The sequence below is a fragment of the Streptomyces sp. CB01635 genome, from assembly GCF_002803065.1.
Classification (GTDB): Bacteria; Actinomycetota; Actinomycetes; order Streptomycetales; family Streptomycetaceae; genus Streptomyces.
On record NZ_NNBL01000010.1, the window covers coordinates 191,161 to 217,116 of the forward strand.

22 protein-coding genes are annotated in these 25,956 nt (G+C 71.5%); 9 read left to right on the top strand and 13 right to left on the bottom strand.

Annotation, left to right across the window (positions count from 1 at the left end; genetic code table 11):
• Positions 1–4: 4 nt before the first annotated feature.
• The 4 genes from CG723_RS25230 to CG723_RS25245 form a co-directional block, all read right to left on the bottom strand.
• Entirely contained in the window at positions 5–862 is an 858-nt protein-coding gene (locus CG723_RS25230) for a 1,4-dihydroxy-6-naphthoate synthase (RefSeq protein WP_100595743.1), read from the bottom strand.
• Positions 859–1,566 carry a futalosine hydrolase gene (locus tag CG723_RS25235; RefSeq protein WP_100595744.1) on the bottom strand — a complete coding sequence of 236 codons (708 nt, stop codon included), beginning with the start codon at positions 1,564–1,566 and terminating at the stop codon, positions 859–861. Before CG723_RS25235 ends, CG723_RS25230 begins: the two co-directional genes overlap by 4 nt.
• Positions 1,536–2,012, bottom strand: coding sequence for a DUF2771 domain-containing protein (locus CG723_RS25240; protein WP_100595745.1), 477 nt, complete (start codon positions 2,010–2,012; stop codon positions 1,536–1,538). Before CG723_RS25240 ends, CG723_RS25235 begins: the two co-directional genes overlap by 31 nt.
• Positions 2,013–2,114: 102 nt before the next feature.
• On the bottom strand, positions 2,115–3,512 hold the full coding sequence (locus CG723_RS25245; protein WP_442802585.1) for an MFS transporter: 1,398 nt from the start codon (positions 3,510–3,512) through the stop codon (positions 2,115–2,117).
• A 335-nt stretch (positions 3,513–3,847) separates the two neighbouring features.
• Between CG723_RS25245 and CG723_RS25250 the strand changes: the two genes are divergently transcribed.
• The 3 genes from CG723_RS25250 (at position 3,848) to CG723_RS25260 (ending at position 9,041) form a co-directional block, all read left to right on the top strand.
• Positions 3,848–4,771: a DUF3027 domain-containing protein gene (locus CG723_RS25250; protein ID WP_100595747.1), complete on the top strand. Its 924-nt coding sequence runs from the start codon at positions 3,848–3,850 to the stop codon at positions 4,769–4,771.
• An 89-nt stretch (positions 4,772–4,860) separates the two neighbouring features.
• On the top strand, positions 4,861–8,013 hold the full coding sequence (locus CG723_RS25255; RefSeq protein ID WP_100595793.1) for a sacsin N-terminal ATP-binding-like domain-containing protein: 3,153 nt from the start codon (positions 4,861–4,863) through the stop codon (positions 8,011–8,013).
• Between the two features lie 164 nt (positions 8,014–8,177).
• Positions 8,178–9,041, top strand: a complete 864-nt coding sequence (locus CG723_RS25260; RefSeq protein WP_100595748.1) for a DUF5707 domain-containing protein — start codon at positions 8,178–8,180, stop codon at positions 9,039–9,041.
• A gap of 13 nt (positions 9,042–9,054) precedes the next feature.
• Here CG723_RS25260 and CG723_RS25265 read toward each other — a convergent pair whose 3' ends face one another.
• Entirely contained in the window at positions 9,055–11,454 is a 2,400-nt protein-coding gene (locus CG723_RS25265; RefSeq protein WP_100595749.1) for an HAD-IC family P-type ATPase, read from the bottom strand.
• A 123-nt stretch (positions 11,455–11,577) separates the two neighbouring features.
• Positions 11,578–11,844 carry a DUF2530 domain-containing protein gene (locus CG723_RS25270; RefSeq protein WP_100595750.1) on the bottom strand — a complete coding sequence of 89 codons (267 nt, stop codon included), beginning with the start codon at positions 11,842–11,844 and terminating at the stop codon, positions 11,578–11,580.
• A gap of 191 nt (positions 11,845–12,035) precedes the next feature.
• Between CG723_RS25270 and CG723_RS25275 the strand changes: the two genes are divergently transcribed.
• Positions 12,036–13,481: an NCS2 family permease gene (locus CG723_RS25275; RefSeq protein WP_100595751.1), complete on the top strand. Its 1,446-nt coding sequence runs from the start codon at positions 12,036–12,038 to the stop codon at positions 13,479–13,481.
• Between the two features lie 70 nt (positions 13,482–13,551).
• On the opposite strand, the gene CG723_RS25280 is transcribed toward CG723_RS25275, so the two are convergent.
• A complete protein-coding gene (locus CG723_RS25280; RefSeq protein ID WP_100595752.1) occupies positions 13,552–13,734 on the bottom strand; it encodes a ribbon-helix-helix protein, CopG family in 183 nt (60 codons plus the stop codon).
• A gap of 154 nt (positions 13,735–13,888) precedes the next feature.
• On the opposite strand from CG723_RS25280, the gene CG723_RS25285 reads away from it, so the two are divergent.
• Together CG723_RS25285 and CG723_RS25290 are read left to right on the top strand one after the other, a co-directional pair.
• Entirely contained in the window at positions 13,889–14,326 is a 438-nt protein-coding gene (locus tag CG723_RS25285; RefSeq protein WP_100595753.1) for a MarR family winged helix-turn-helix transcriptional regulator, read from the top strand.
• Positions 14,327–14,384: 58 nt separating this feature from the next.
• The gene (locus CG723_RS25290) at positions 14,385–15,728 is read left to right on the top strand and encodes an MFS transporter (protein WP_100595754.1); all 1,344 of its coding nucleotides are present in this window, start codon (positions 14,385–14,387) and stop codon (positions 15,726–15,728) included.
• Between the two features lie 17 nt (positions 15,729–15,745).
• On the opposite strand, the gene CG723_RS25295 is transcribed toward CG723_RS25290, so the two are convergent.
• Complete coding sequence (locus CG723_RS25295; protein ID WP_100595755.1) at positions 15,746–16,243, bottom strand: GNAT family N-acetyltransferase; 498 nt, start codon at positions 16,241–16,243, stop codon at positions 15,746–15,748.
• Between the two features lie 17 nt (positions 16,244–16,260).
• Between CG723_RS25295 and thpR the strand changes: the two genes are divergently transcribed.
• A complete protein-coding gene (thpR, locus tag CG723_RS25300) occupies positions 16,261–16,839 on the top strand; it encodes an RNA 2',3'-cyclic phosphodiesterase (RefSeq protein WP_100595756.1) in 579 nt (192 codons plus the stop codon).
• Positions 16,840–17,101: 262 nt separating this feature from the next.
• Here thpR and CG723_RS25305 read toward each other — a convergent pair whose 3' ends face one another.
• Both CG723_RS25305 and CG723_RS25310 read right to left on the bottom strand, forming a co-directional pair.
• The gene (locus CG723_RS25305; RefSeq protein ID WP_100595757.1) at positions 17,102–18,097 is read right to left on the bottom strand and encodes an aldo/keto reductase; all 996 of its coding nucleotides are present in this window, start codon (positions 18,095–18,097) and stop codon (positions 17,102–17,104) included.
• Positions 18,098–18,127: 30 nt separating this feature from the next.
• Positions 18,128–18,820: a GDSL-type esterase/lipase family protein gene (locus CG723_RS25310; RefSeq protein ID WP_100595758.1), complete on the bottom strand. Its 693-nt coding sequence runs from the start codon at positions 18,818–18,820 to the stop codon at positions 18,128–18,130.
• 69 nt (positions 18,821–18,889) lie between these two features.
• Between CG723_RS25310 and CG723_RS25315 the strand changes: the two genes are divergently transcribed.
• A complete protein-coding gene (locus CG723_RS25315) occupies positions 18,890–19,864 on the top strand; it encodes a hypothetical protein (protein WP_100595759.1) in 975 nt (324 codons plus the stop codon).
• Here CG723_RS25315 and CG723_RS25320 read toward each other — a convergent pair whose 3' ends face one another.
• The 3 genes from CG723_RS25320 to CG723_RS25330 all read right to left on the bottom strand — a co-directional run bounded on the left by CG723_RS25320 (position 19,865) and on the right by CG723_RS25330 (position 22,860).
• The gene (locus CG723_RS25320; protein ID WP_100595760.1) at positions 19,865–20,269 is read right to left on the bottom strand and encodes a PPOX class F420-dependent oxidoreductase; all 405 of its coding nucleotides are present in this window, start codon (positions 20,267–20,269) and stop codon (positions 19,865–19,867) included.
• Positions 20,270–20,374: 105 nt separating this feature from the next.
• The gene (serC, locus tag CG723_RS25325; protein WP_100595761.1) at positions 20,375–21,493 is read right to left on the bottom strand and encodes a phosphoserine transaminase; all 1,119 of its coding nucleotides are present in this window, start codon (positions 21,491–21,493) and stop codon (positions 20,375–20,377) included.
• Between the two features lie 155 nt (positions 21,494–21,648).
• A complete protein-coding gene (locus CG723_RS25330) occupies positions 21,649–22,860 on the bottom strand; it encodes a cytochrome P450 family protein (RefSeq protein ID WP_234374506.1) in 1,212 nt (403 codons plus the stop codon).
• A gap of 61 nt (positions 22,861–22,921) precedes the next feature.
• Here CG723_RS25330 and CG723_RS25335 point away from each other — a divergent pair, with 61 nt between their 5' ends.
• Positions 22,922–25,867, top strand: coding sequence for an FAD-binding and (Fe-S)-binding domain-containing protein (locus tag CG723_RS25335; RefSeq protein WP_100595794.1), 2,946 nt, complete (start codon positions 22,922–22,924; stop codon positions 25,865–25,867).
• Positions 25,868–25,956: the final 89 nt, after the last annotated feature.

Consider the following 25,956-nt stretch of genomic DNA (forward strand, 5'->3'; position numbering starts at 1 on the left):
CGCGTTACGGGAACGCGAGCGCACCCGGGCCGAGGGCGGGCACGAGGCCCTCGGCCGCAGCGCGCGTCAGCAAGCCCCGGATCGCCGCGTATCCGTTCTCGCCGAGGTCGGCTGTGAACTCGTTGACGTACAGGCCGATGTGCTGGTCCGCGACGGACGGATTCATCTCCTGGGCGTGTTCGAGGACGTAGGGGCGGGAGGCCTCCGGGTCGTCCCAGGCCATGCGTACCGACGTGCGGATCGTGTCGGCGAGCCGGCGCAGACGGTCCTCGCCCAGGCTCCGCTTCGCGATGATCGCGCCGAGCGGGATGGGTAGCCCGGTCGTGTTCTCCCAGTGCTCGCCCATGTCGGCGAGGGAGTGCAGGCCGTAGTTCTGGTACGTGAAGCGGGCCTCGTGGATGACGAGTCCGGCGTCGACCTTGCCGTCCCGCACGGCGGGCATGATCTCGTCGAACGGCATCACGACGACCTCGCCGACCCCGCCGGGCACGACGTCCGCGGTCCACAGGCGGAACAGCAGGTACGCCGTCGACTTCTCGCTGGGGACGGCGACCGTCTTCCCGCTGAGGTCGACGCCCGGCTCGCGCGTGAGCACGAGGGGGCCGCAGCCCCGGCCGAGCGCGCCGCCGCAGGGCAGCAGCGCGTAGTCGTCGAGGACGTACGGCAGGACGGCGTACGACACCTTCAGCACGTCGAAGTCGGGGGAGCGGCGCTCGGCGACGCCGTTCGTGATGTCGATGTCGGCGAAGGTCACGTCGAGGGCGGGCGCCCCGGGGACGCGGCCGTGGGCCCACGCGTCGAAGACGAACGTGTCGTTCGGGCAGGGCGAGAAGGCGATCCGGAGTTCTTCGGGGTGCGTCATGTGCGGTTCCAACTCTCCAGTACGGGCGCGGACTTCCCGAACGCCTCGGTCAGCGCCGCGAGTGCGTCGCCGATGCGCCAGGCCGCGCGGTCGCGGGGGCCGACGGCGTTGGAGACCGCGCGGATCTCCAGGACGGGCACGCCGTGCGCGGCGGCCGCCTCGGCGACCCCGAAGCCCTCCATCGCCTCGGCGGCGGCGCCGGGGTGACGGCGTTGCAGCTCGGCGGCGCGGACCGCGGTGCCCGTCACGGTGGAGACGGTCAGGACGGTGCCGGTGAGCGCACCGGTGGCCGCGGCGACGTCCCGTACGAGGGAGGGCGGCGGGCGGTGCGTGACCGTGCCGAAGCCGAGCTCGGTGACGGGCAGGAAGCCGTCGGGGGTCTCGGCGCCCAGGTCGGCGACGGTCAGCGCGTCGGCGACGACGACGGAGCCGAGCGGGGCGTCCGGCTGGAACCCGCCGCCGATGCCGGCGGAGACGACCAGGCCGTACGGCCGCCCCGACAGGGCGGCGGTGGTGAGGGCGGTGGCGGTACCGGCCGCCGCGGCGGCGGGCCCGACGCCCACCGCGACGACATCGACGGCAGGGTGCGCGGCGCCCGCCTCGGACAGGCCCCTGACCACCGCGTCCCGCTCCGCGGGGACGGCGGTGGCGATCAGGACCCGCCCGCTGTCCGTCAGGCGTCCTTCTTGAGCTTGAAGGACCACAGGCCGGTCGCCTTCGAGCCGCTGCCCTCGACGATGGAGACCGTCGTGGAGCTGCCCGTGGCGCCGTACTGCTGGTTGAAGAACACGCTGCCCGGGACGGTGCGGTACGTCTTATTGCTGGCGTCGGTCAGCGCCTGACCGTTCATCAGCAGGGTCCAGCCCTTGTCCGCGATCTTCGGGTCGACGCCGAAGCGGACCGTCGCGTCGGGGTCGACCTTGATGGACTTGATGTCCTTGTTCTTGAGGCAGTCCTTCAGCGCGGAGGCGTTCAGGGTCTTGCCGTCGTTGTAGCAGGCCGCTTCCGACGTCACCGTGGAGCGGCCGACCGTGATGGTCGCCAGCGGCGTCGGCTTGTCGCAGGCCGAGAGGACGAGCAGCCCGGCAGCGACGGCGCCGGCGGCTGCCACGGTGCGGCGGTTGCGCACGGTGAAACGCAGGGAGGTCATGCGGGCAGGCTATCTGGCGGCCCGCGCACACTCGCCATGCGGGTGCGGCGTGCCGCATGCTCACGCCATCCGGGGCGGATCTCCCGCTCTCCCGGCCGTCCCTCACGCCACGCGGCTGCGTGCCTGGCCGCCGTGGCGCGCGGCGGCCAGCAGGCCCCGTACGGTCGTCAGCCAGCCCGTTCCGACGATCGCCGCGGCGACACTGAGGCCCAGTGCTCCGTTCAGGGGCAGCGCGATGCCGATGGCGCCGCCGAGGACCCACGCCATCTGGAGGAGGGTCTCGGAGCGGGCGAACGCGGAGTTGCGGACCTCCTCGGGGACGTCGCGCTGGATCAGGGCGTCCAGGGACAGTTTCGAGAGGGCCTGCGCGAACCCGGCGACGGCCGCAAGGCACGCCGTGAGGAACGCGGTGAAGAACAGCGCGGCCGTGATCGCCACGCCGAGGACCACCGCCACCACCGTCACGATGATGATCTCGGGCGCCCGTGATTTGAGCCACGCCCCGACGGCCGTGCCCAGCGCGTTGCCCGCGCCCGCCGAGACGCCGACGATGCCGAGCGACACGGCGGCGCTCTGCCCCGACATGGGGTGCTCGCGCAGCAGGAACGCCAGGAAGAAGATCAGGAAGCCGGAGAGGCAGCGCTGCGAGGCGTTGACGAACAGCGCGTGCGTCACGGCCGGACCGACCGTGCGCAGACCGGGGCGCTTCTGCTTGGCGGCCTCCTTGCGCGGGCCGTGCAGATGCTGCTCGTCGGCCGCCAGGAGCGCCTTCCCCTCGCCCTTCGCGGAGTCCACCTTGTGCGGCAGCTGGAAGGACAGCACCATCCCCGAAATGAAGATCACAAACGCGCCGTAGAGGGGCCAGCGCGGCCCGAGCACCTGGAGCCCGGCGCCGACCGGCGCGGCCACACCGGTGGCGAGGAGTCCACCGAGCGTCACCCGCGAATTGGCCTTGACCAGGGAGAAGCTGGGCGGCAGCAGGCGCGGCACGACGGCGCTGCGGACCACTCCGTACGCCTTGGACGCCACCAGGACGCCCAGCGCCGCCGGGTACAGCTCCACGCTGCCGCTGACCACCGCCCCGGACAGGACGATCGCGAGGAGCGCCCGCGCCAGCATCGAAGCGGCCATCGCGGCGCGCCGCCCGTGCGGCAGCCGGTCCAGGAGCGGCCCGATGACGGGCGCGAGGAGGGTGAAGGGCGCCATCGTGATGCCGAGGTACAGGGCGACGCGCCCGCGCGCCTCGTCCGTCGGCACCGAGAAGAACACCGTGGACGCGAGCGCGATGGTGATCATGACGTCGCCGGCGCCGTTCACCGCGTGCAGCTCGATCAGTTTTCCCAGACCCGACTCGCCCGCGCCGTGCGCGTGGGTCGCTTTGCGAATCCCGCGCGCCGTACCGGTGAACGGCAGGTGCAGGGCGCGCCCGAACCCGCGGACCGCCCTGAGCACCGGGCCCGATCCGCCTGCTGCGCGCGCCGACGACCTCGCGGAAGTCACTCAGCCATAGTGCCCCCGGAAGGTGGTGACTAGTGCCGATATCGGCTGAGCGGGTCGCCGGTACGACCCCCCGGAACCGCTCCGCCGCGTGGTGCAGGACACAGCTAGTTGTACGTCGGTGTGGGCGCACGGGCCGGGAGAAGGTAGCGTGCGTAACGCGCCTGCGGCAGCTGTCCTCGGCCGCGCGCCTCTCGGTCATCCCGCAGAATGGGTGACGTAGGTGCGCCCGAGGACGTTCGGGCGCGGACGTCGACGCGGCCCCCTGGTCCGCTCCGTCCGTACCCCCGCGCAAGGGTGGCGCACTCGTGAGACGGCGTAGGAGAGAAGCGATACCTGTGAGCGCAGCGACAACGCGAAGCCGCACCCCTGACCGTCTGTGCGCCGAGGCGGTAGGCCTCGCGCGGACCGCGGCCGAGGAGGCCGCCGCGCCAGGAGTCGTGGGCGAGCACGTCGACGTCGTCGTCGAGGGTGACCGGGTGGTCACGCATCTCTTCGAGTGCAAGGAGTTCGGCTACCGCGGCTGGCGGTGGGCCGTGACGGTCGCGCGGGCCTCCCGCGCCAAGGTCGTCACCCTCGACGAGACGGTTCTGCTGCCCGGCCCCGACGCCCTCCTCGCCCCCGAGTGGGTGCCATGGAGCGAGCGGCTGCGGCCCGGCGACATGGGCCCCGGGGACCTGCTCCCGACCGACGCCGAGGATCTTCGGCTCGAGCCCGGCTATTCGGGTGAGGACGTCCCGCCGCCGAACTCCGCGGTGTCCGAGGAGATGGCCGAACTCGTCGAGGCGGAGGACGCCGAGCTGACGGTGGGACCGCCCGCGGAACTGCCCATCGCACCCGAGCGCGGCTCCATCGCGTCGGTCGCCGAGGAGCTCGGCATGCGGCGCGCCCGGGTCCTGTCCCGGTACGGCCTCCACATCGCGGCAGACCGCTGGGACGAGGCGTACGGGGCGAAGACACAGATGGCTCAGGCGGCGCCCGCCACCTGCGTGTCCTGCGGTTTCCTGGCCCGGATCGGCGGCTCGCTCGGCCAGGCCTTCGGTGTCTGCGCCAATGAGTTCTCTCCGGCGGACGGACGTGTCGTCTCCCTCGCGTACGGCTGCGGGGGGCACTCCGAGGCGGCCGTCATGCCGAAGCCTCCCCGGCCGGCTCCCCACGTGATCGACGAAACGCGCGTGGACCCGTTCCCCCTGCGCCCGTCGGCGGACTCGGGCTCGGTCCCGACGACCCCGGACGGCACGGAGGACCTCGGCCACTCGTAGCCCTCGCAGTTCTCTTTCCCCGAGCGCGGTAGCGTCTGCGTCGCCAGGGTTGGCCTGGGTGAACGGCAGAGGGAGACCACACCGTGAGCGTGAGCAAGATCGTGCGCCCGGCAGCCGAGGGGATGGACCCGTTCGGGACGGCCCGTCTGCGGCGTGGGCTGCTCGATGCCTGGGCAGGCAGCCCGGCCCGCTTCCGTGAGGACGCCAACGCCGAGGAGGACCTCGCCCTCGGCGGCTACCGCGACCGTCTTGTCATCGAGCTCGCCCAGAACGCCGCCGACGCCGCCGCCCGCGCCGGTGGCACCTCAGGCGGCCGCTTCTCCCTGACCCTGCGCGAGGGTGTGCTCGTCGCCGCGAACACCGGCGCGCCGCTGGACGCCGCCGGTGTCGAGTCGCTGTCCACGCTGCGGGCCTCCGCCAAGCGTGAGCAGGGCGACGGCGCGGTGGGCCGGTTCGGAGTCGGGTTCGCCGCCGTCCTCGCGGTGACCGACGAGCCCGCGGTCGTCGGCCGCACGGGCGGGGTGCGCTGGTCGCTCACCGACGCGCGCGGACTCGCCGCCGACACCGCGCGGCACAGCCCCGGCCTCGGCGACGAACTGCGCCGCCGGGACGGCCATGTGCCGCTGCTCAGGCTCCCGTTCGCCGCGGAGGGCTCCGCCCCGGACCCGTACGAGACCGTCGTGATCCTGCCGCTGCGCGACGCCGCGGCACAGGCGCTCGCGGCGCGGCTCATCGACGCCATCGACGACACGCTGCTCCTCGCCCTGCCCGGCCTCGACGAGGTCGTCGTGGAGACCGAGTCCGGTACGCGCATCCTGCGCCGCAGGACCGACGGACCGTACGTGGCGGTGGACGACGAGCGCGAGGACGCCGTGTCCGGCAGGCGCGAGAGCGTCACGACCCGCTGGTGCGTCCTCACCCGCAACGGCCCGCTCGAAGCCGCACTCCTCGCCGACCGGCCCCTCGAAGAGCGCCTGCGCCCGCACTGGTCCGTGACCTGGGCCGTGGCGGTGGACGCGGACGGCGCCCCCGAGCCGCCCCGCAGCGCGCCCGTGCTGCACGCGCCCACCCCCAGCGACGAGCCGCTCGGCGTGCCCGCGCTCCTCATCGCGTCGTTCCCCCTCGACACGACCCGGCGGCACGCCGCCCCCGGGCCGCTCACCGACTTCCTGGTGGAGCGCGCCGCCGACGCCTACGCCGAACTCCTCGCCGGATGGCGCCCGGTGAGCCCCGCCATCCTCGGCCTCGTGCCGGGCCCGCTCGGCCGGGGCGAACTGGACGGCAGCCTCCGCGGCGCGATCCTGGCCCGGCTGCCCCGCACCGCGTTCCTGCCGCCCGCGCTGCCGCGCACGAAGGACGACGCCGACGGGCTGCCCGAGACGCTGCGGCCGCGCGAGGCCGAGGTCGTCGAGGGCGCCGGCGCCGAGACCGTGAAGGTCCTGGCCGAGGTCCTGCCGAGCCTGCTGCCCGCGGGCCTGGAGCGCCGCGTCGAGCTGCGGACCCTGGAGGTCGCCCGGGTCCCGCTGACGGAGGCCGTCGACCGGCTCGCCGGTCTGGAGAAGGAACCGGGCTGGTGGCGGCGCCTGTACGACAGCCTCGCGGGCGTCGACCCGGACCGGCTCACCGGGCTTCCGGTGCCGCTGGCCGGGGGACGTACGACGATCGGGCCGCGGCAGGTGCTGCTGCCCATGCCGGACGCGACACCGGGCGAGACGCTCGCCCGGCTCGGCCTCAAGGTCGCTCACGTGGACGCCGCGCACCCCCTGCTCGAGAAGCTGGGCGCGCTGCCCGCGACGCCCCGTGCCGTCCTGACGACCCCTCAGGTGCGGGCGGCCGTCGCCGGTTCGCTCGACGACGACGCCTGGTCCCTCGACGACGACGGCCCGGTCGGCGTGGACGAACTGGCCGAGCTGGTCCTCACCCTCGTACGGGACGCGAATCTGGAGCCCGGGGACGAGCCGTGGCTGGGCGCGCTCGCGCTGCCCGACGACGAGGGCGAACTCGCGCCCGCCGGTGAACTCGCGCTGCCCGGCAGCCCGTTCGCGCAGGTCGTCCGCGAGGGTGAGCTCGGCATGGTGGACGGCGACCTCGCCGAGCGGTGGGGCGAGCAGCCGCTCGCCGCATGCGGTGTCCTTGCCGGGTTCGCCCTGGTCCGCGCCACCGACGTGGTCCTCGACCCGGACGAACTCGACCCGCGCGAAGGCGACTTCGCGGAGCCGGACGACGCCGGTCTGCTCGACGCGGTCGACGTGTGGTGCGAGGACGTACTCGACCGGCTGCCCGACACCTCCGTGCCGCCCGTCGCCACCGAACTCGTCGCCGTACGCGACCTGGACCTCGTCGACGACGACCGCTGGCCCCAGGCCCTCGCCCTCCTCTCCCGCCCGCCGCTGCGCGACGCCCTCACCCAGCCCGTACGGGTCCTGCTGCCCGACGGCACGCACGAGATCGTCCGCCCGTACACGGCCTGGTGGCTGCGCGACCACCCCGTCCTCGACGGCCGCCGGCCGGCCGGTCTGCGCGCGGCCGGCGGTGACCCGCTGCTCGCCGGGCTCTACGACCCGGCGGACGCGACCGGCTTCGAGGACGAGCAGGTGCTGCGCGCGCTCGGCGTCCGCACGTCGGTCGCCGCGCTCCTCGACGAACCGGGCGGCGCGGCCGAGCTCCTCGATCGTCTCGCCGACCCGGAGCGCGAGGTCGGTGCGTCCCAACTCCACGCCCTGTACGGGGCGCTGGCCGATCTCGACCCGGAGCAGGTGACCCTGCCCGACGAGCTGCGGGCCGTGGTGGACGGCGAGGTCAGGGTCGTGGACGCGGCCGACGCCGTCGTCGCGGACGCGCCCGATCTGCTGCCCCTGGCCGGCGGTCTTGCGCTGCTGCCCGTGAGTCCGGGGCGGGCCGCGGACCTGGCGGAGCTGTTCCAGGTGCGGCGGCTGAGCGCGACGGCGGACGCCGAGGTCACGCAGGAGGGCGCCGAACATCCGGTGCCGGAGTCCGTACGGACCCTGCTCGGGCCCGCGACCCCGCAGACGTACGTCGAGCACGAGGAGCTGTTCGTCGCCGGGGTGGAGGTCGACTGGCGGCGCACGTCCGACGGCACGGTCCACGCCTCGACCCTGGAGGGTGTGGCGGCGGGCCTGGCGTGGGCGGCGGAGCAGTGGCCGCGCCGCTTCGAGGTCGCGGCACTCCTCGAGGATCCGTCGCGCACGGCCGAGTTGGCGCGGGACCGCTGGTTCGACTGAGGGGCGGGCGGAGCTGCGTAAACCAATCACAAAATGTTCACGCGGCGTACAACCAGCCCCGCCCGCCGCATGTCTGATCTTCCGAGTCAACAGACTCCTAGATCACTTGGGTCCCGCGTGACGGCATTCGCACCGCGGGACCCCTTCTCCACCTTGGGGAACACATGCGCATACGTGCCACTGTGGCCGCCGCGACCATCTCCGGCGCCCTGGCTCTCACCGCGTTCGCCGTCCCGGCCGCGCAGGCCGGCACCGGTACGGCCTCCGACCTGAACAAGCCGAGCGCCGCCCAGCGCTTCGCCGCCGAGGCTCCGGCCAAGCACATGTCCGCCTTCGCCGCGGAGGCCGAGCCGGTCGTCTCCAACGTCACGGTCAACAGCGGCCAGGACGTGGTGCTCGGCACCACGAACCTGAAGACGTTCACGGTCTCCCTGACCGCCAGCCACGCCTCCGGCATCCAGGACGCGTACATCGACCTGTGGCACGGCTCCGACGTCGACCACGTCGACGGCTACCTGCCGCCGAACGAAGACGCCGCCACCTGCACCGCCGCCAGCGCCACCACCTCCACCTGCAAGCTGACCATCACGGTCGACCCGCGGGGGGACCTCGCCAACTCCCTTGCCGGTAGCTGGCACGTGACGGCCGGGGCGCTCGCGGGCGACGGCAGCATCTACTGGGACGACTACTACGGCAAGCGCAGCGTGAAGCGCTACTCGAAGCTCACGACCAACGCCTCGCCCGAGCCGGTCAAGAAGGGCAAGACCATCACGGTCACCGGCTCGCTCACCCGCGCCAACTGGGACACCAGCAAGTACATGGGTTACACCAAGCAGCCCGTGAAGCTCCAGTTCAAGAAGAAGGGCGCCAGCACCTACTCCACCGTCAAGACGGTGACGTCCTCCTCGACCGGCGGTCTGAAGACCACCGTGACGGCGGCCTCGGACGGCTACTGGCGCTACAACTTCGCCGGCACCTCCACCACCCCGGCCGTGGCCTCCACGAGCGACTTCGTCGACGTGCAGTAGTCACGACGGCCCGTCACACGGGAAAGCGGCGGTCGACCCATCTCCACACGAATTCCAGGGCGACCGCCGCCACCGCCGCGATGCCGACCGCCGTCCACGGCATCGACGCGCCCACCAGCTTCAGCGCGAAGAAGTCCTGGAGCCACGGCACCACGAGGACGAGCAGGAACGCCGCGCCCATCGCGGCCACCAGGCACACCCGCCACCAGGTGTAGGGCCGCGCGATGATGGCGAGCACCCACATCGAGACGAGGAACAGCGTCAGCGTCGCCGAACTCGTCTCGGCGTCGAGCGCGCCGGAGCCCGTGTAGTAGTGCCGGGCGATCACATACGTCACGAAGGTGGCCGTTCCGGCGACGACGCCGCCCGGGATCGCGTACCGCATCACGCGCTTCACGAACTGTGGTCTGGCGCGCTCCTTGTTGGGCGCGAGAGCCAGGAAGAACGCGGGGATGCCGATCGTCAGCGTCGACAGCAGCGTCAGGTGCCGCGGCAGGAACGGGTACTCGATCTGGAAGCAGACCACGAGGACGGCGAGCAGCACCGAGTAGACCGTCTTGACGAGGAACAGGGACGCGACGCGCGTGATGTTCCCGATGACGCGGCGGCCCTCGGCGACGACCGACGGCAGTGTGGAGAAGCTGTTGTTGAGCAGCACGATCTGCGCCACGGCCCGGGTCGCCTCCGAGCCCGAGCCCATCGAGACGCCGATGTCGGCGTCCTTGAGGGCGAGCACGTCGTTCACGCCGTCGCCCGTCATCGCGACCGTGTGCCCCTTGGACTGCAGCGCGCCGACCATGTCGCGCTTCTGCTGCGGGGTGACGCGGCCGAACACCGTGTTCTCGTCGAGGGCCTTGGCCATCCCGGCCTGGTCGGCGGGGAGCGTGCGGGCGTCGACCGTGTCCTGCGCGCCCGCGAGGCCCAGCTTCCCGGCGACGGCGCCCACCGACACCGCGTTGTCCCCGGAGATGACCTTCGCGTGGACGCCCTGGTCGGCGAAGTACCGCAGCGTGTCCGCCGCGTCGGGCCGCAGCCGCTGCTCCATGGCGACCAGCGCGACGGCCTTGGCGCCCTCCTTGACCGCCGGGTCGTCGAGGTCGCCGGCGGCGCGGGCGAGCAGCAGGACGCGCAGGCCCTGGTGGTTGAGCTCCTCGGTCTCGGCGAGCACCGGGTGCCCGGCCGGCAGGAGTACGTCGGGCGCGCCGAGCAGCCACGCGCTGGCGGTGCCGTCGCCCTCGCTGAACGCGGCGCCGCTGTACTTGCGGGCGGAGGAGAAGGGCAGTGACTCGGTGCAGCGCCACTCCTCGCTGTCGGGGTAGGCGTCGATGATCGCCTGGAGCGAGGCGTTGGGCCGCGGGTCGGACTCGCCGAGCGCGCCGAGGACCTTGCGTACGTAGCTCTCCTCGGCCTCGCCGAGCGGGCGCAGCTCGGTGATGTCCATGCCGCCCTCGGTGAGGGTGCCGGTCTTGTCGAGGCAGACGGTGTCGACGCGGGCGAGGCCCTCGATGGCGGGGAGTTCCTGGACGAGGCACTGCTTGCGGCCGAGGCGGATCACGCCGATCGCGAAGGCGACGGAGGTGAGCAGGACGAGCCCCTCGGGGACCATCGGCACGATGCCGCCGACGGTCCGCGCGACGGAGTCCTTGAAGTCGTTCTCCTTGACCACGAGCTGGCTGATGACGAGGCCGATCGCGGTCGGGACCATCATCCAGGTGACGTACTTGAGGATGGTCGAGATGCCGGTGCGCAGCTCGGACTGGACGAGGGTGAAGCGGCTGGCCTCCTCGGCGAGCTGCGCCGCGTATGCCTCGCGGCCGACCTTCGTCGCGGTGAACGCGCCGCCGCCGGCGACGACGAAGCTGCCGGACATGACCGGGTCGCGGTGTTTTTTGACGACGGGGTCGGCCTCGCCGGTGAGCAGGGACTCGTCGATCTCGAGGCTGTCGGCCTCGGCGCACACACCGTCCACGACGATCTTGTCGCCGGGGCCGATCTCGATGAGGTCGCCGAGGACGATTTCGGAGGTGGAGATCTCGGTGGCCTGCCCGTCGCGCCGGACCGTCGGTTTCGCCTCGCCGATGACGGCGAGTGAGTCGAGGGTCTTCTTGGCGCGCAGCTCCTGGATGATGCCGATGCCGGTGTTCGCGAGGATGACGTAGCCGAAGAGGCTGTCCTGGAACGGCGCGACGAACAGCATGATCAGCCACAGGGCGCCGATGATCGCGTTGAACCGTGTGAAGACGTTCGCGCGGATGATCTCGGTGGTCGAGCGGGAGCTGCGGACCGGTATGTCGTTGACCTCGCCGCGCGCGACGCGCTCGGCCACCTCGGCGGTGGTGAGCCCCCTCGCCCGCTCGGGGACCGGCACCGGGTGGACCGGGTCCAGCTCGGCGCCCGCGTCGATGTGCGTCATGCAAACGACAGTACGGGCGGATTTGCGGCTTCACCCCTCGGGTGTGCCAAAGATCCGACTCGGGGAGGACATGGCGGCGAGGGGGGCCGGTCCCGTGGTTGTACGCGGGCGGTGCGCCGGCCGCTACTCGGCTGCCGGGCCCGCCTCGGCGGCCGCGCGCTTGAGCGCCGCGTCGCGCCCCCGCACGTACCAGATACCGATGAGTCCGAGCCCGGCGCCGGCCAGGCAGGTCCAGATCCACCAGGTGTGGCCGTGGTCGTCGAACCAGCCGTAGAACGGCAGCTGCGCCAGGAAGAGGACGAACCACAGGATCGTGCCGCCCGTGATGGTGGCGACCACGGGCCCTTCAAGGGGCTCGGGTGCCTCGTGCTTGGGGGTCCACTTCTCCATGGGCACAGCTTACGAGGAGCGGGAAACGACGTCTTCAGTCGCCCCGGAACCCTGATGGGTCAAGGGTCTACGCGCGGAGATAGCCATTTCTTGCTCATATGTTCATACTGAAACGGCCTGAGTCTGGCCACTTCTGTTCGTAGAAAACGCCAAACAGCGCCCCCACCAGCACACCGATTCAGAGGTCATCCATGTCCAGCTCGGCCCCCGCACCGGTCGATCTCACCGAGCCGCCGTCGGCCCCCCAGAACGGCCTCGACCGCTTCTTCAGGATCTCCGAGCGGGGTTCGACGGTCAGCCGCGAGATCCGTGGCGGCTTCGCCACCTTCTTCGCGATGGCCTACATCATCGTGCTGAACCCGATCATTCTCGGCAGCGCGAAGGACATGTACGGGCACCAGCTCGACAACGGCCAGCTGGTCACCGCGACCGCGCTCACCGCCGCCTTCACGACCCTGCTCATGGGCGTCATCGGCAACGTCCCGATCGCGCTCGCCGCCGGACTCGGCGTGAACACGGTCGTCGCCCTCCAGCTCGCGCCCCGCATGTCGTGGCCCGACGCGATGGGCATGGTCGTCCTCGCGGGCTTCGTCGTGATGCTCCTGGTGGCCACCGGCCTGCGCGAGCGCGTCATGAACGCCGTGCCGCTCGGCCTGCGCAAGGGCATCGCGATCGGTATCGGCCTGTTCATCATGCTGATCGGCCTGGTCGACTCGGGCTTCGTCTCCCGCATCCCGGACGCCGCGCACACCACGGTGCCGCTCCAGCTCGGCGCCGACGGTCACCTCAACGGCTGGCCCGTCCTCGTCTTCGTGCTCGGCGTGCTGCTCACCCTCGCCCTGATCGTGCGCAAGGTGCCGGGCGCCATCCTGATCTCCATCGTCGTCATGACGCTCGTCGCGATGGTCATCGACGCCGTCGCCAACGTCCCGAGCTGGGGTCTGACGACGCCCAAGTGGCCCGGCAACCCGGTCGAGATGCCGGACTTCGGGCTGGTGGGCCAGGTCAGCCCGTTCGGCGGCTTCGACAAGGTCGGCATGCTGACCGGCATCCTCTTCGTCTTCACCGTGCTGCTGTCGTGCTTCTTCGACGCGATGGGCACGATCATGGGCGTCAGCGACGAGGCCAAGCTGACCGACAAGAGCGGCCAGATGCCCGGCATGAACAAGGTCCTCTTCATCGACGGCATCGCCGTCGCCGCGGGCGGCGCCTCGTCCTCGTCGGCCACCACCTGCTTCGTGGAGTCCACCGCCGGCGTCGGCGAGGGCGCACGCACCGGCTTCGCCAACGTGATCACCGGCGGTCTGTTCGCCGTCGCGCTGTTCCTCACGCCGATCGCCACGATGGTCCCGTCCCAGGCGGCCACGCCCGCGCTGCTCGCGGTCGGCTTCCTGATCCTGTCGGGCTCGATCGGTGCCATCGACTGGAGCGACTACACGATCGCCATCCCGGCCTTCTTGACGATGGTGATGATGCCGTTCACGTACTCGATCACCAACGGCATCGGGATCGGCTTCATCAGCTTCACCCTGCTGCGGGTCGCGGCGGGCCGCGCCCGTACGGTGCCGGTCGCGATGTACATCGTCGCGGCGGTCTTCGCCTTCTACTACCTGATGCCGGCGCTGGGTCTGACCTGAGGGCCCTGAAGGGGAGCCAGGGGCGCGGGGAACTGCGCGACCAGCCACAGACGGCCCGCAGGCGGAGGAGTCACGCCGCCCCGTAGAACTTCTCTGTCTCCTCGACGGACGTCGCGAAGCGTTCGTCGAAGTCGTCTCGAATGAGCGTCCGGACCACATAGTCCTGGACGCTCATTCCTCTTTTGGCGGCGTGGGACTTGAGCCGGTCGAGCAGCTCACCGTCTATCCGCAGGCTGAGCACTGTCGATCCCATGCGCAACAGGGTCGCGGGCCCCTGTCCGCCCGTGTGTCACTTTTCGTGGCCACGTCACTCATACGGGTGACGAAGGGGGTCCCGGAGGATTCGGTGGGGGGAGTCACGGGAACCCGGTTGGTCTTTAGAGAGAGTAATGAGTTAAGCTAACGACATGCCGGACCTCTCCCATGGTGACGACGCAGCCGCAGTGAACGCACTGCGCTCAGCGGTGATGCGCCTGTCGCGCCGACTCAAGCACCAGCGGGTCGACGAGTCGCTGAGCCCCACAGAAATGTCGGTGCTCGGCACCCTCGCCCGCTGCGGCAGCGCGACTCCGGGCGAACTCGCCCGCAAGGAGCACGTTCAGCCGCCGTCGATGACCCGCATCGTCGCGCTGCTCGAGGCCAAGGGGCTCGTCCGGTTGGAGCCGCATCCCGAGGACCGGCGACAGAAGGTCGTCACCTCCACCGAGCAGGCCGAGGCCATGCTCGAAGAGAGCCGCCGCAAGCGCAACGCGTGGCTGGCCTCGCTCGTGGAGAACCTGGACGAGGACGAGTGGGCCAAGATCCGCGCCGCCGCCCCCGTCCTGGAGAAGCTCGCCCACCTGTAAGGCCCTTCGGGGTGTACGTCGACCTGCCGTTCACGGCCGCCAAGGAGGCGAACCCGCATTGAGTACGGGACCCGGAGCAGACTCCGCCCCCGCACCAGCCGCCCTCGACAAGACCGACCGCCCCGGCAAGAGCTCGATGTTCAGCTCGCTGAAGATCCGTAACTACCGGCTCTTCGCGACCGGGGCCGTCGTTTCCAACACCGGCACCTGGATGGCCCGCATCACCCAGGACTGGCTGGTGCTCAGCATCACCGGCTCCTCGGCCGCCGTCGGTATCACCACGGCCATGCAGTTCCTGCCGATGCTCCTGTTCGGCCTCTACGGCGGCGTCATCGCCGACCGTTTCGCCAAGCGGAACCTGCTGTTCGTCACCCAGGGCGCCATGAGCCTGTCCGGGCTCTTCCTCGCGACGCTCACCCTCACCGGGAACGTCCAGGTCTGGCACGTCTACCTCGCGGCCTTCTTCACCGGCCTCGTCACCGTCGTCGACAACCCGACCCGTCAGTCCTTCGTCTCCGAGATGGTCGGCCCCGACCAGGTCCGCAACGCGGTCAGCCTGAACTCGGCGAACTTCCAGTCGGCACGCCTGATCGGTCCCGCGGTCGCGAGTGGACTCACCGCTGCCGTCGGTCCGGGCTGGGCGTTCCTCGCCAACGGCCTGTCCTTCCTCGCCCCGCTCACCAGCCTCTGCCTGATGCGCACCCGCGAGCTGCACCACACCCCGCGTGCCCCGCGCGGCAAGGGCCAGCTCCGTGAGGGCCTCAACTACGTCTCCAAGCACCCCGAGCTGATCTGGCCGATCGTCCTTGTCGGCTTCGTCGGCACGTTCGGGTTCAACTTCCCGATCTGGCTGAGCGCCTACGCCGACGACGTCTTCCACGGCGGGGTCGGCATGTACGGCGTCTTCAACACGCTCATGGCCCTCGGCTCGCTGGCCGGCGCGCTGCTCGCCGCGCGGCGCCGCTCCACCCGGCTGCGCGTCCTCGCCGGAGCCGCGGTCGGCTTCGGTGTCCTGGAGGTCGTGGCCGCCTTCGCGCCCGACGTCTGGGTCTTCGCGCCGCTGATCGTGCTGCTCGGCATCCTCGGCCTCACGGTCAACGTGACCGCGAACTCGTCGGTCCAGATGGCGACCGACCCGGAGATGCGGGGCCGCGTCATGTCCCTGTTCATGATGGTGTTCACGGGCGGTACGCCGTTCGGCGGGCCCCTGTTCGGCTGGCTCGCCGACCAGTACGGGGTCCGGCTGAGCTTCGCCATCGGTGGCCTTGTGTGCGCCACGGCCGCGCTCGGCGTCGGACTGATGCTGGCCCGCGCCGCGAACCTGCGGCTCAAGCTCGACCTGCGCCGGGGACGGCAGCACGTGCAGTTCGTACCGCGCGAGCACCTGGCCACGGCGGCGTGAGCCGAGAGGCCTGACCGTCAGACGCGCCGGGCCAGGACCTGGCCCGGCCACACGCCGTCGGGCCCGGTGAACGACTCGGTGCGGACGAAGCCGTTCGCCTCGTAGAACGCGACGAGCTTGCCGTCGTCGCCCGCGTAGCAGTCGACGCGCAGGAGCGGGATGCCCGCCCTGCGTGTCTCCTGTACGGCGTGGGCGAGCAGCGCGGCGCCCGCCCCGCTGCCGTGCCGGGCCGCGAGCAGATGGACGTAGCGCTCGGGCTCACCGGCCGGCTCCACGTACGAGCCGGGCCCCTCGGAGAGCGTGAGCGTGCCGACCGGGATGCCGTCGGTCTCCGCGATCCACGGCACGCCCCCGGCCACGTACTCCTCGACCATCGCCACGGCCCGCGGACGCTCCGACCAAGGCCTCTCGCCCCACTGACCCGTGCGCCCCTGTGACACCAGCCACTCCATGGCCCCGTCGAACAGGCCGACTATCGCGGGGATATCCGCCGCGCTGCCCTTTCTGATCTCCATACGGGGAGACTAGCCCGGTGAGACTTTTCGCAGCAGTGCTGCCGCCGGACGAGGCGGTGGCCGAACTGGGGCGCGCCGTCAGCCAGTTGAAGGGGTCCCACGGCCTCGAAGGGGCCGAGGGCCTGAGGTGGACCGGCCTCCCCGGCTGGCACTTCACGCTCGCCTTCTACGGGGAGGTGCCCGAGGAGACCGTGCCCGAACTGTCGCGCCGCCTGGAACGGGCGGCGGCCCGCACCGCGCCCTTCCCGCTCGCCCTGCGCGGCGGCGGGCACTTCGGGGACCGGGCCCTGTGGGTGGGCGCGTCCGGTGACGTGGCGGCGCTGCGGCGCCTCGCCGAGCGGGCCGGGGCCGCGGCCCGCAAGGCCGGCCTCGACACGGAGGACCACCGCCACTACCGGCCGCACCTCACGCTGGCCCGTGGCTCCGGCACCGTCCACCTCAAGCCGTACGTGGCCGCCCTCGACTCCTTCACCGGCGAGCAGTGGACGGTGGGTGAGCTGGCACTCGTCCGGAGCAGGCTGCCGAGGTCCGGGGTGCGCGGCGAGCAGCCCCGCTACGAGAAGGTCGGCGGCTGGCCGCTTTCGGCCACGGGTTAATCTCGAAGCGTGGACCCGAAGAGCCGTAACCGGATCATGGCCGTTGTGCTGGTACTGATGTTCGCCGTCGTCGCAGTGGCGGCCGCGGTCGGAAAGTGACCGCGGCCGCACCCCGCCGTACCCGCACCCCCGTGGCTACCGGGCCGCGCGAGACCCCCGCTCTACCAGGCGAATGCCTCCGGTGACGGCCCCGGGCCCGGGCTGTGCTGTCCCGGGGGGCGACCCCCGGACCCCCGGCCGTTCACAGCGCGAGGCCTGCGCTCTACCAGGCGAATGCCTCCGGTGACGGCCCCGGGCCCGGGAAGATCTCGTCCAGGCCCGTGAGGACCTCCTCGCTCAGTTCGAGCTCGACCGCGCGCAGCGCCGAGTCGAGCTGCTCCGAGGTGCGCGGGCCGACGATGGGACCGGTGACGCCGGGACGGGTCAGCAGCCAGGCCAGCGCCGCCTCGCCGGGCGCGAGGCCGTGCTTGTCGAGCAGGTCCTCGTAGGCCTGGAGCTGGGCGCGCGTCTCCGGGTTCGCGAGCGCGTCCGCGGCCCGGCCGCTCGCGCGACGCCCGCCCTCGACCTCCTTCCTGATGACCCCGCCGAGCAGACCGCCGTGCAGCGGCGACCAGGGGATGACCCCGAGGCCGTACTCCTGCGCGGCCGGGATGACCTCCATCTCGGCGCGTCGCTCCGAGAGGTTGTAGAGGCACTGCTCGCTGACGAGGCCGAGGGTGCCGCGGGCGGCCGCCTTCTCGTTGGCCTGGGCGATCTTGTAGCCGGGAAAGTTCGACGATCCGGCGTAAAGGATCTTGCCCTGCTGGATCAGGACGTCGACGGCCTGCCAGATCTCCTCGAAGGGGGTCTCGCGGTCGACGTGGTGGAACTGGTAGATGTCGATGTAGTCCGTGCCCAGCCGCTTGAGGCTGGCCTCGACGGCGCGGCGGATGTTGACCGCGGAGAGCTTGTCGTGGTTGGGCCAGGGCGAATCGGTGCCCGCGCCGGCCATGTTGCCGTAGACCTTCGTGGCCAGGACCGTCTTGTCCCGCCGGTCGCCGCCCTGGGCGAACCAGCTGCCGATGATCTCCTCGGTACGGCCCTTGTTCTCGCCCCAGCCGTAGACGTTGGCGGTGTCGAAGTAGTTGATTCCCGAGGCCAGCGCCGTGTCCATGATCGCGTGGCTGTCGGCCTCGTCGGTCTGCGGGCCGAAGTTCATCGTGCCGAGAACGAGCCGGCTGACCTTGAGTCCTGTGCGTCCGAGCTGCGTGTACTTCATGAGTCCCCAGCCAACGGCGTGGAGTGGACTCTAGGCAAGGCCCCCGGGCGAGGCGCCCACCGGACCCCACGCCTGACGCATCGCCAGGGCGAACGTGTCCGCGAGCTTGCGCTCACCGCTCGCGTTCGGGTGCGTGCCGTCGTACGTGTCCTGGTGGATGTCGTACGACTCCGGCACCGACGCGAGGAGCAGGGGGGAGGGGCCCGAGTCGAGGTCGGCGACCGCCTTCGCGAGGAGCGTGTTGAAGTGCGCGACCTCCGCGGCGAACGGCGCGTCCGTCTCGGCGCGCACGTTCGGGATGACCGGCAGCAGGACCATCCGCACCCGCGGGTTCGCGGCGCGGGCCCCGGCGACGAAGCGGCGCACATTCTGCGCGGTCTGCTCCGCGTTCGTGTAGAAGCCGAGGTCGATCAGGCCGAGCGAGATGAGCAGGACGTCGGTGCGGGCGAGCGCGACCGCCTCCTCGATGACGGGCGCCATGTGCAGCCAGCCCTCGCCCCAGCCCGCGAGATGGTTGCGGGGGAAGGCGGGGTCCGCGTCCGCGTAGTCGTGCGACACCGGGGCGTTCGCCGTCTTGTCGTGGAGCGTCTCGCGCGGCCCGGCGATCTCGAACGCGCCGTCGCCGTACGCGGCCCGCAGATGCTGCCACATCCGGTAGCGCCAGGTGAGTTCGCCCGCGCTGCCTATCGTCATCGAGTCGCCGACGAATGTGAACCTGAGCATCCGCTCATCATCGCGGATCAGGGCCGGGTGGAGTGTGTGACGCTGAGCACGCCCTGGCAAGCTGGGGGCATGCGTTCGTTTCTGGGTGCGGCCGGAGCCGCCGTCGTTCTCGCGTTCGGTGCCACCGCTCCCGCCGTGGCGGACGACCCCGGCAGCGACGGGTTCACCATCAAGGACCCGCGGATCACCGAGTCCAGCGGCCTGGCCGCGTCCCGGCTCCACCCGGGCATCTACTGGACCCACAACGACAGCAGCGACGGCGCGTACCTGTACGCGGTCGACGGCAGGACCGGCGAAACCGTCGCCACCCTCACCCTGACCGGCGTCGGCGCCCCGCGCGACGTCGAGGCCATCTCCATCGGCCCCGACAACAACCTCTACGTCGGCGACATCGGCGACAACCTCGGCGGCAAGTGGTCCCACGTGTGGATCTACAAGCTGCCGGAGCCGAAGGAACTGCGCGACCAGACGGTGCGGGCGACGCAGTTCACCGTCCAGTACGCGGACGGGCCCCGCAACGCCGAGGCGCTGATGGTCCATCCGAAGACCGGCCGCGTCTACATCGCCGAGAAGAACGAGGACGGCGGCGGCCTCTACGAAGGGCCCGAGAACCTGTCCGCGTCCGGAACGAACGTCTTCCGCCGCATCTCCGGGATCGATCTGTGGGTGACGGACGGCGCGTTCTCACCCGACGGCAAGCACCTCGCCCTGCGCGGCTACTTCGGCGGGATCTCGTACGCCTGGAAGGACGGCAAGCCCGAGCGCGACGGGCAGTTGAACGTGCCGATGCAGCCGCAGGGCGAGTCCGTCACCTACACCGCCGACGGAAAGACGCTGCTCTACGGGAGCGAGGGCAGGGGCAGCTCGGTGGAGCCCGTACAGGCCGCGGACGGGTCAGGCGGAGACTCGAAGTCGCCCTCGGCGGACGGCGATTCGGGCGACGGGCGCATCCACACGGGCCTCAGTGCGAGCGCGGTCGGAATCATCGCCGTGGTGATCGCCGTGTTCGGGATCGGCCGGCTGCTGCGCCGGCCCAAGAAGTAGTTACTTCTCGAGGACCCGTACTTCGTAGTGCAGTGTCCTGTCCCGCTGCACCTTGTGCGCCAGCGGGACCGCGACGCCGTGCATCACCGGGTGCTTGTGGCGGAGCAGTTTCGCCGCGTGCTTCGCCTCCTCGCCACCCTCGTCGAGAAGCCGGACCCGGGCCTTGAACTCGGGGCCCGTGGGGGCGCCGCGCAGGGTGGAGGGGGCGATCTCCACCTCGGGGTTGCGGCGCAGACGCTTGACCTTCCACGCCTTGCCGTACGTGCGGAAGTACGCGTGGTCACCCTCGACGACGAGGTTCACGGGGGTGCCGACACCCGTGCCGTCCTTCTTGTGGGACGTGAGCAGGACCGTGTACTGCTTGACCAGGGGTGCGAGCACCGGGCTCGTCGGTTCAGTCGTCATCCCTCCATAGAGGCACTCCGCGGGCCTCCTGTCACCCTTTACGCCCAACGCCGATGGGGCGCCCGGCGTAGTGCCGGGCGCCCCATCGACGTAGAACCGGTGTGACTAGAGCTTCTCGATCACGTAGTCGATGCACTTCGTCAGCGCCTCGACGTCCGCCGGGTCGATCGCCGGGAACATCGCGACGCGCAGCTGGTTGCGGCCCAGCTTGCGGTACGGCTCCGTGTCGACGATGCCGTTGGCGCGCAGCACCTTGGCGACCGCCGCCGCGTCGATCTCGTCCGAGAAGTCGATCGTGCCGATGACCTGCGAACGCTTCGCGGCGTCCGTGACGAACGGCGTCGCGTACTTCGAGTCCTCGGCCCAGCTGTACAGGCGCGTCGAGGAGTCCTTGGTGCGGGCCGTCGTCCAGGCCAGACCGCCCTGGCTGTTCATCCACTCCAGCTGCTCACCGAGCAGGAACAGCGTCGCGAGCGCCGGGGTGTTGTACGTCTGGTTCTTGCGGGAGTTGTCGATCGCCGTCGGCAGCGAGAAGAACTCCGGGATGTGACGGCCCGACGCGTGGATGCGCTCGGCGCGCTCCAGGGCGGCCGGCGAGAACGCCGCCAGCCACAGGCCGCCGTCCGACGCGAACGACTTCTGCGGGGCGAAGTAGTAGACGTCCGTCTCGGCGATGTCGACGGGCAGGCCGCCGGCGCCGGAGGTCGCGTCCACCAGGACGAGGGCGCCCTCGTCGGCACCGGCCACGCGCTTGATCGGGGCGGCGACACCGGTGGAGGTCTCGTTGTGCGTGAGGCCGTACACGTCGACGCCCGCCTCGGCCTGCGGCTCGGGGTGCGTGCCGGGCTCGGAGGCGATGACGGTCGGCTCGGCCAGCCACGGGGCCAGCTTCGAGGCCTTCGCGAACTTGGACGAGAACTCGCCGAAGTTCAGGTGCTGCGACTTGTTCTCGATCAGGCCGTGCGTCGCCACGTCCCAGAAGGCGGTGGAGCCGCCGTTGCCCAGGATCACCTCATAGCCCTCGGGGAGCTGGAAGAGGTCCTTGACCCCTTCGCGCACCCGGCCGACCAGGTTCTTGACCGGGGCCTGGCGATGGGAGGTGCCGAGCAGGGACGTGCCGGTGGCGGCCAGGGCGTCCAGCGCCTCCGTGCGCACCTTGGAGGGGCCCGCGCCGAAACGTCCGTCGGCGGGCTTGATGTCAGCGGGAATCTGGATCTCAGCCACGACGTGAGCCTAGCGGCTCAGGGCACGCCGTCTTACCGGTGTCCGTCGGCTGAGACCGTTGCCCCACCCGGGGTGGACGTTGCGGGGCTCCGCCCCGGACCCCGTTCCTCAAACGCCGGAAGGGCTGGATATGCCGGTCCTGGATGGGTCAGCCCTCAGCGCAGAAGCCGTACCGGCAGCTCGAACAGGTCGTTCTGCGTCACCACCGGCTTGTGGCGCAGGGACGTGGGCGGGACGGCGAGGGTGAGGTCGGGGAAGCGGGCGTACAGCGCGGGCAGTGCCACCGCCGCCTCCAGGCGGGAGAGCGCCGCGCCCGGGCACACATGGGGGCCGTGGCCGAACGAGATGTGGCGGTTCGGGGACGTGCGCGTCACGTCGAACGCGCCCGCCGTCGGGCCGTGCGCCTGCTCGTCCCGGCCGATGGCCCCGTACGACACGATCAGCGCGTCGCCCTTCGCGATCACCTTGCCGCCGACCGGCACGTCCTCGGCGGCGAAGCGGATCAGGACGTGCGACGTCGGCGTGGAGTGGCGCAGCGTCTCCTCGACCACGGCCTCCCACGGGACGTCGCCGGAGAGGACCTGGGCGAGCTGTTCGGGGTGGGCGGACAGGTTCACCACGGCGTTGACGATCAGCGAGATCGTCGTCTCGTGGCCCGCCGCGACCATCAGCTGGAGCGTGGAGACGATCTCCTCGTCCGTGAGCCGGTCGCCGTCGTCGCCCGACGCCAGGATCAGGGCGCTCGTCAGGTCTTCGCCGGGCTCCGCGCGCCGGGAGGCGACCGTCGCGGCCATGATCCCGGCCAGCTCCGTCAGCGTCGCGACGACCTCCGCCGGCGGGGTCTGCGTGGAGAAGAACTTCTCGAACAGGACCTTGAGGCGGGGCAGCGCCGAGTCGTCGATGCCCATGAGGTCGGCGATCACGTACATGGGGAGGGGGTAGGCGAACGCGGCCTTGAGGTCGACGGTGGTGCCGTCGTCGGGCAGGGCGTCCAGGAGCTCCTCGGTGCGCAGCGCGATCCGGTCGCGCATCAGCTCCACGCGGCGGGGCGTGAGGGCCTGCGCCACGAGCGTGCGCAGCCTGCGGTGGTCCTCGCCGTCGACCGTCAGCATGGAACGGCCCGGGTTGGCGAGCCCGATCAGCGGCCAGTCGGCCGGGATCTCGCCGCGCCGCCACGCGCCCCACACCTCGATGTCCTTCACCAGCCGCCGGTCGTTGAGGAGTTGACGCGCCTCCGTATGGTGCGTGACCGCCCATACCGGTACGCCGCCCGGCAGCTCGGCCTCGGCGAGGGGGCCCGCGGCGCGCAGCGCGGCGCTCTCGGTGTCCAGGTCGGTGACGAACGGGTCGAGGGCTATGCGGGGCATGGGAGTTGCTCCTGTCGTGGCGAACTGTTGTCGTTCCCGGGGGAGATGCATGCTGGGAGGCATGTCTGCCACCGTGGGAAACCAGGACCCGGAAGGTATCGCGAGGGCGTTGCGTGGCGTCGTGCGCGGGGAGGTCGACTTCTCCGCGGCCGCGCGGGCGCTGATGACCATGGACGCGTCCAACTACCGGAGAGTCCCCGTCGGGGTCGTGGCGCCGCGCGACGCCGACGACGTGGCGGCCGTGCTCACGGTCTGCCGGGAGCACGGGGTGCCGGTCGTGGCGCGCGGGGGCGGTACGTCGATCGCGGGACAGGCGACCGGGACGGGCGTCGTCATGGACTTCACGCGGCACATGAACCGGATCGTGTCGGTCGACCCGGAAGCACGAACTGCCGTGGTGCAGCCGGGGGTCGTCCTCGACCGGTTGCAGGAGGCGGGCGCGCGGCACGGACTTCGGTTCGGGCCCGATCCGTCTACGCACAGTCGGTGCACTGTGGGCGGGATGATCGGGAACAACTCGTGCGGGTCGCATTCGGTGGCCTATGGAACGACGGCTGACAATATCTGTTATCTGTCATCTGTTGTCCGTCAGTCCAACGGTGATTTTCGTCAGCGCACCCTGGGCCGTGGCTGGCAAGGCGCCCCCGACTCCCTCCGCCCGCTGATCGAGGGTGAGTTGGCGCTCCTGCGCACGGGCTTCCCCGACCTGCCGCGTCGTATCTCCGGGTACGCCGCCGACGCCCTGCTCCCCGAGAACGGTGTCGACCTCGCCCGTTTCCTCTGCGGCACCGAAGGCACCCTCGGCATCGTCACCGAGGCGACCGTCCGGCTCGTCGAAGCGCCACGCGCGCGTGCCCTCGCGGTGCTCGCCTACACCGACGAGAGTGCCGCCGCCGAGGCCGCCGCGGGGCTCCTGCCGCACCGGCCGCTCACCGTTGAGGGCATGGCCGCCGACCTCGTACGGGAACAGGCCGGCCTGCCGAAGGGCGGCGCCTGGCTGTTCGTCGAGACCGGCGGCGACACTGCGGCCCAGGCGCGCGCGCACGCCCAGGCGATCGTGCGGGCCGCGGCCGACGGCACGACGGACTCCCTCGTCGTCGACGATCCCGCGGGCCAGCGCGCCCTGTGGCGCATCCGCGAGGACGCCTCCGGCACCGCTACCCGTATGCCCGACGGCACCGAGGCGTGGCCCGGCTGGGAGGACTGCGCGGTGCCGCCCGCCCGCCTCGGCCCGTATCTGCGGGACTTCAGGGGGCTCCTGGCGCAGCACGGCCTGCGCGGCACCCCGTACGGGCACTTCGGGGACGGCTGCATCCACGTACGCATCGACTTCGACCTGCTCAGCGAGACCGGCGTGCGGCGCTTTCGGCACTTCTCGGAGGACCTCGCCGAACTCGTCGTCGCGCACGGCGGATCGCTGTCCGGGGAGCACGGCGACGGGCAGGCCCGCGCCGAACTCCTGCCGAAGATGTACGGGCCTGAGCTGGTGGACCTCTTCGGGCGGATCAAGGACGCGTGGGATCCGGACGGTCTCCTCAACCCCGGCATTCTCGTGCGCCCCGCCCGCCTCGACGAGAACCTGCGTTTCGCCGTCCTGCCGCGCGGCCCCGTCGACGTCGAGTTCGCCTACCCGCACGACGGCGGCGACTTCTCCGCCGCGGTACGCCGTTGCGTGGGCGTCGCCAAGTGCCGTACGGAATCCGCCCCTTCGGGCGGTGTCATGTGCCCGTCCTTCCGGGTGACCGGCGAGGAGACGCACTCCACGCGCGGGCGCGCGCGCCTGCTCCACGAGATGCTCGCCGGCGAGGTGGTCACGGACGGCTGGCAGTCCACGGAGGTACGGGACGCACTCGACCTGTGCCTGTCGTGCAAGGGTTGCCGCACGGACTGCCCGGTCGGCGTCGACATGGCCACGTACAAGGCGGAGTTCCTGCATCACCACTACGAAGGGCGCAGGCGGCCCGCGGCGCACTACTCCATGGGGTGGCTGCCGCGCTGGCTCCGGGCCGTGCACCACGCGCGCGTGGCGGGCGTCGTCAACACCCTCGCGCGCGTGGGGCCGTTGGCAGCCCTCGGCAAGCGGCTCGGCGGGATCGCCTCGGAGCGGAAGATTCCGCGGGTCGCCCCCGAGACGTTCAGCGCGTGGTGGCGGCGGGATCTGCGGCGGCGGGTGCAGGTGGCCCGGCGGGGCGGCGCCGCGCGGTTCGGGGGCGACGGGCCCGAGGTGGTCCTGTGGCCGGACACGTTCACGGAGCATCTCGCGCCGCAGGTCGGGCAGGCCGCCGTGCGGGTACTCGAAGAGGCGGGGCTCTCCGTGCTGCTGCCCCCGACGCGGGTCTTCGACTACAGGCCGGACGGGCTGGCGGCGGTCGCCGGACTCCTTCCGTCGCGGCGCGGCCGCGTCTGCTGCGGCCTCACGTACGTCTCCACGGGCCAGCTCGACCGCGCCCGCGCCGTCCTGCGCCGCACCCTCGACCTGATGCGGCCGGTCATCGACTCCGGGCTGCCCGTCGTTGTCCTGGAGCCGAGCTGCGCCGCCGCGCTCCGCACCGATCTGCCGGAGCTGCTGCCGGACGCGCCGCGCGCCCGGCTCCTCGCCGACTCGGTCCTCACGTTCGCCGAGGCCCTGGAGCGGTTCGCCCCGCACTGGGACCCGCCCCGCGTAGACCGCCCCGCCGTCGGCCAGACCCACTGCCACCAGCACGCGGTCCTGGGTGACGCCGCCGAGCGGAGGCTGCGGGAAAGGGCCGGTCTGGAGGGCGAGTTGAGCGGGGGATGTTGCGGCCTCGCGGGCAACTTCGGCTTCGAGAAAGGGCATTACGACGTGTCGGCGGCCTGCGCGGAGGAACAGCTCCTGCCCGCCGTCCGTGCCGCCGCCGACGACGCCGTGGTCCTCGCTGACGGCTTCTCGTGCCGCACACAGCTGGAGCAGCTGGAGCGGGAAGGCGGCCGGCCGGGGCGGCATCTGGCTGAGGTGCTCGCGGAGGCGCTGGGGTTCAGTTCGTAGGGCGCGTGCCGGTGGACGGTATGACCTGCGGGGTCACGTCGTGGGGCGCGTTCCGCCGGACGGTGACCTCTGGGGTCACGGCGTAGGAC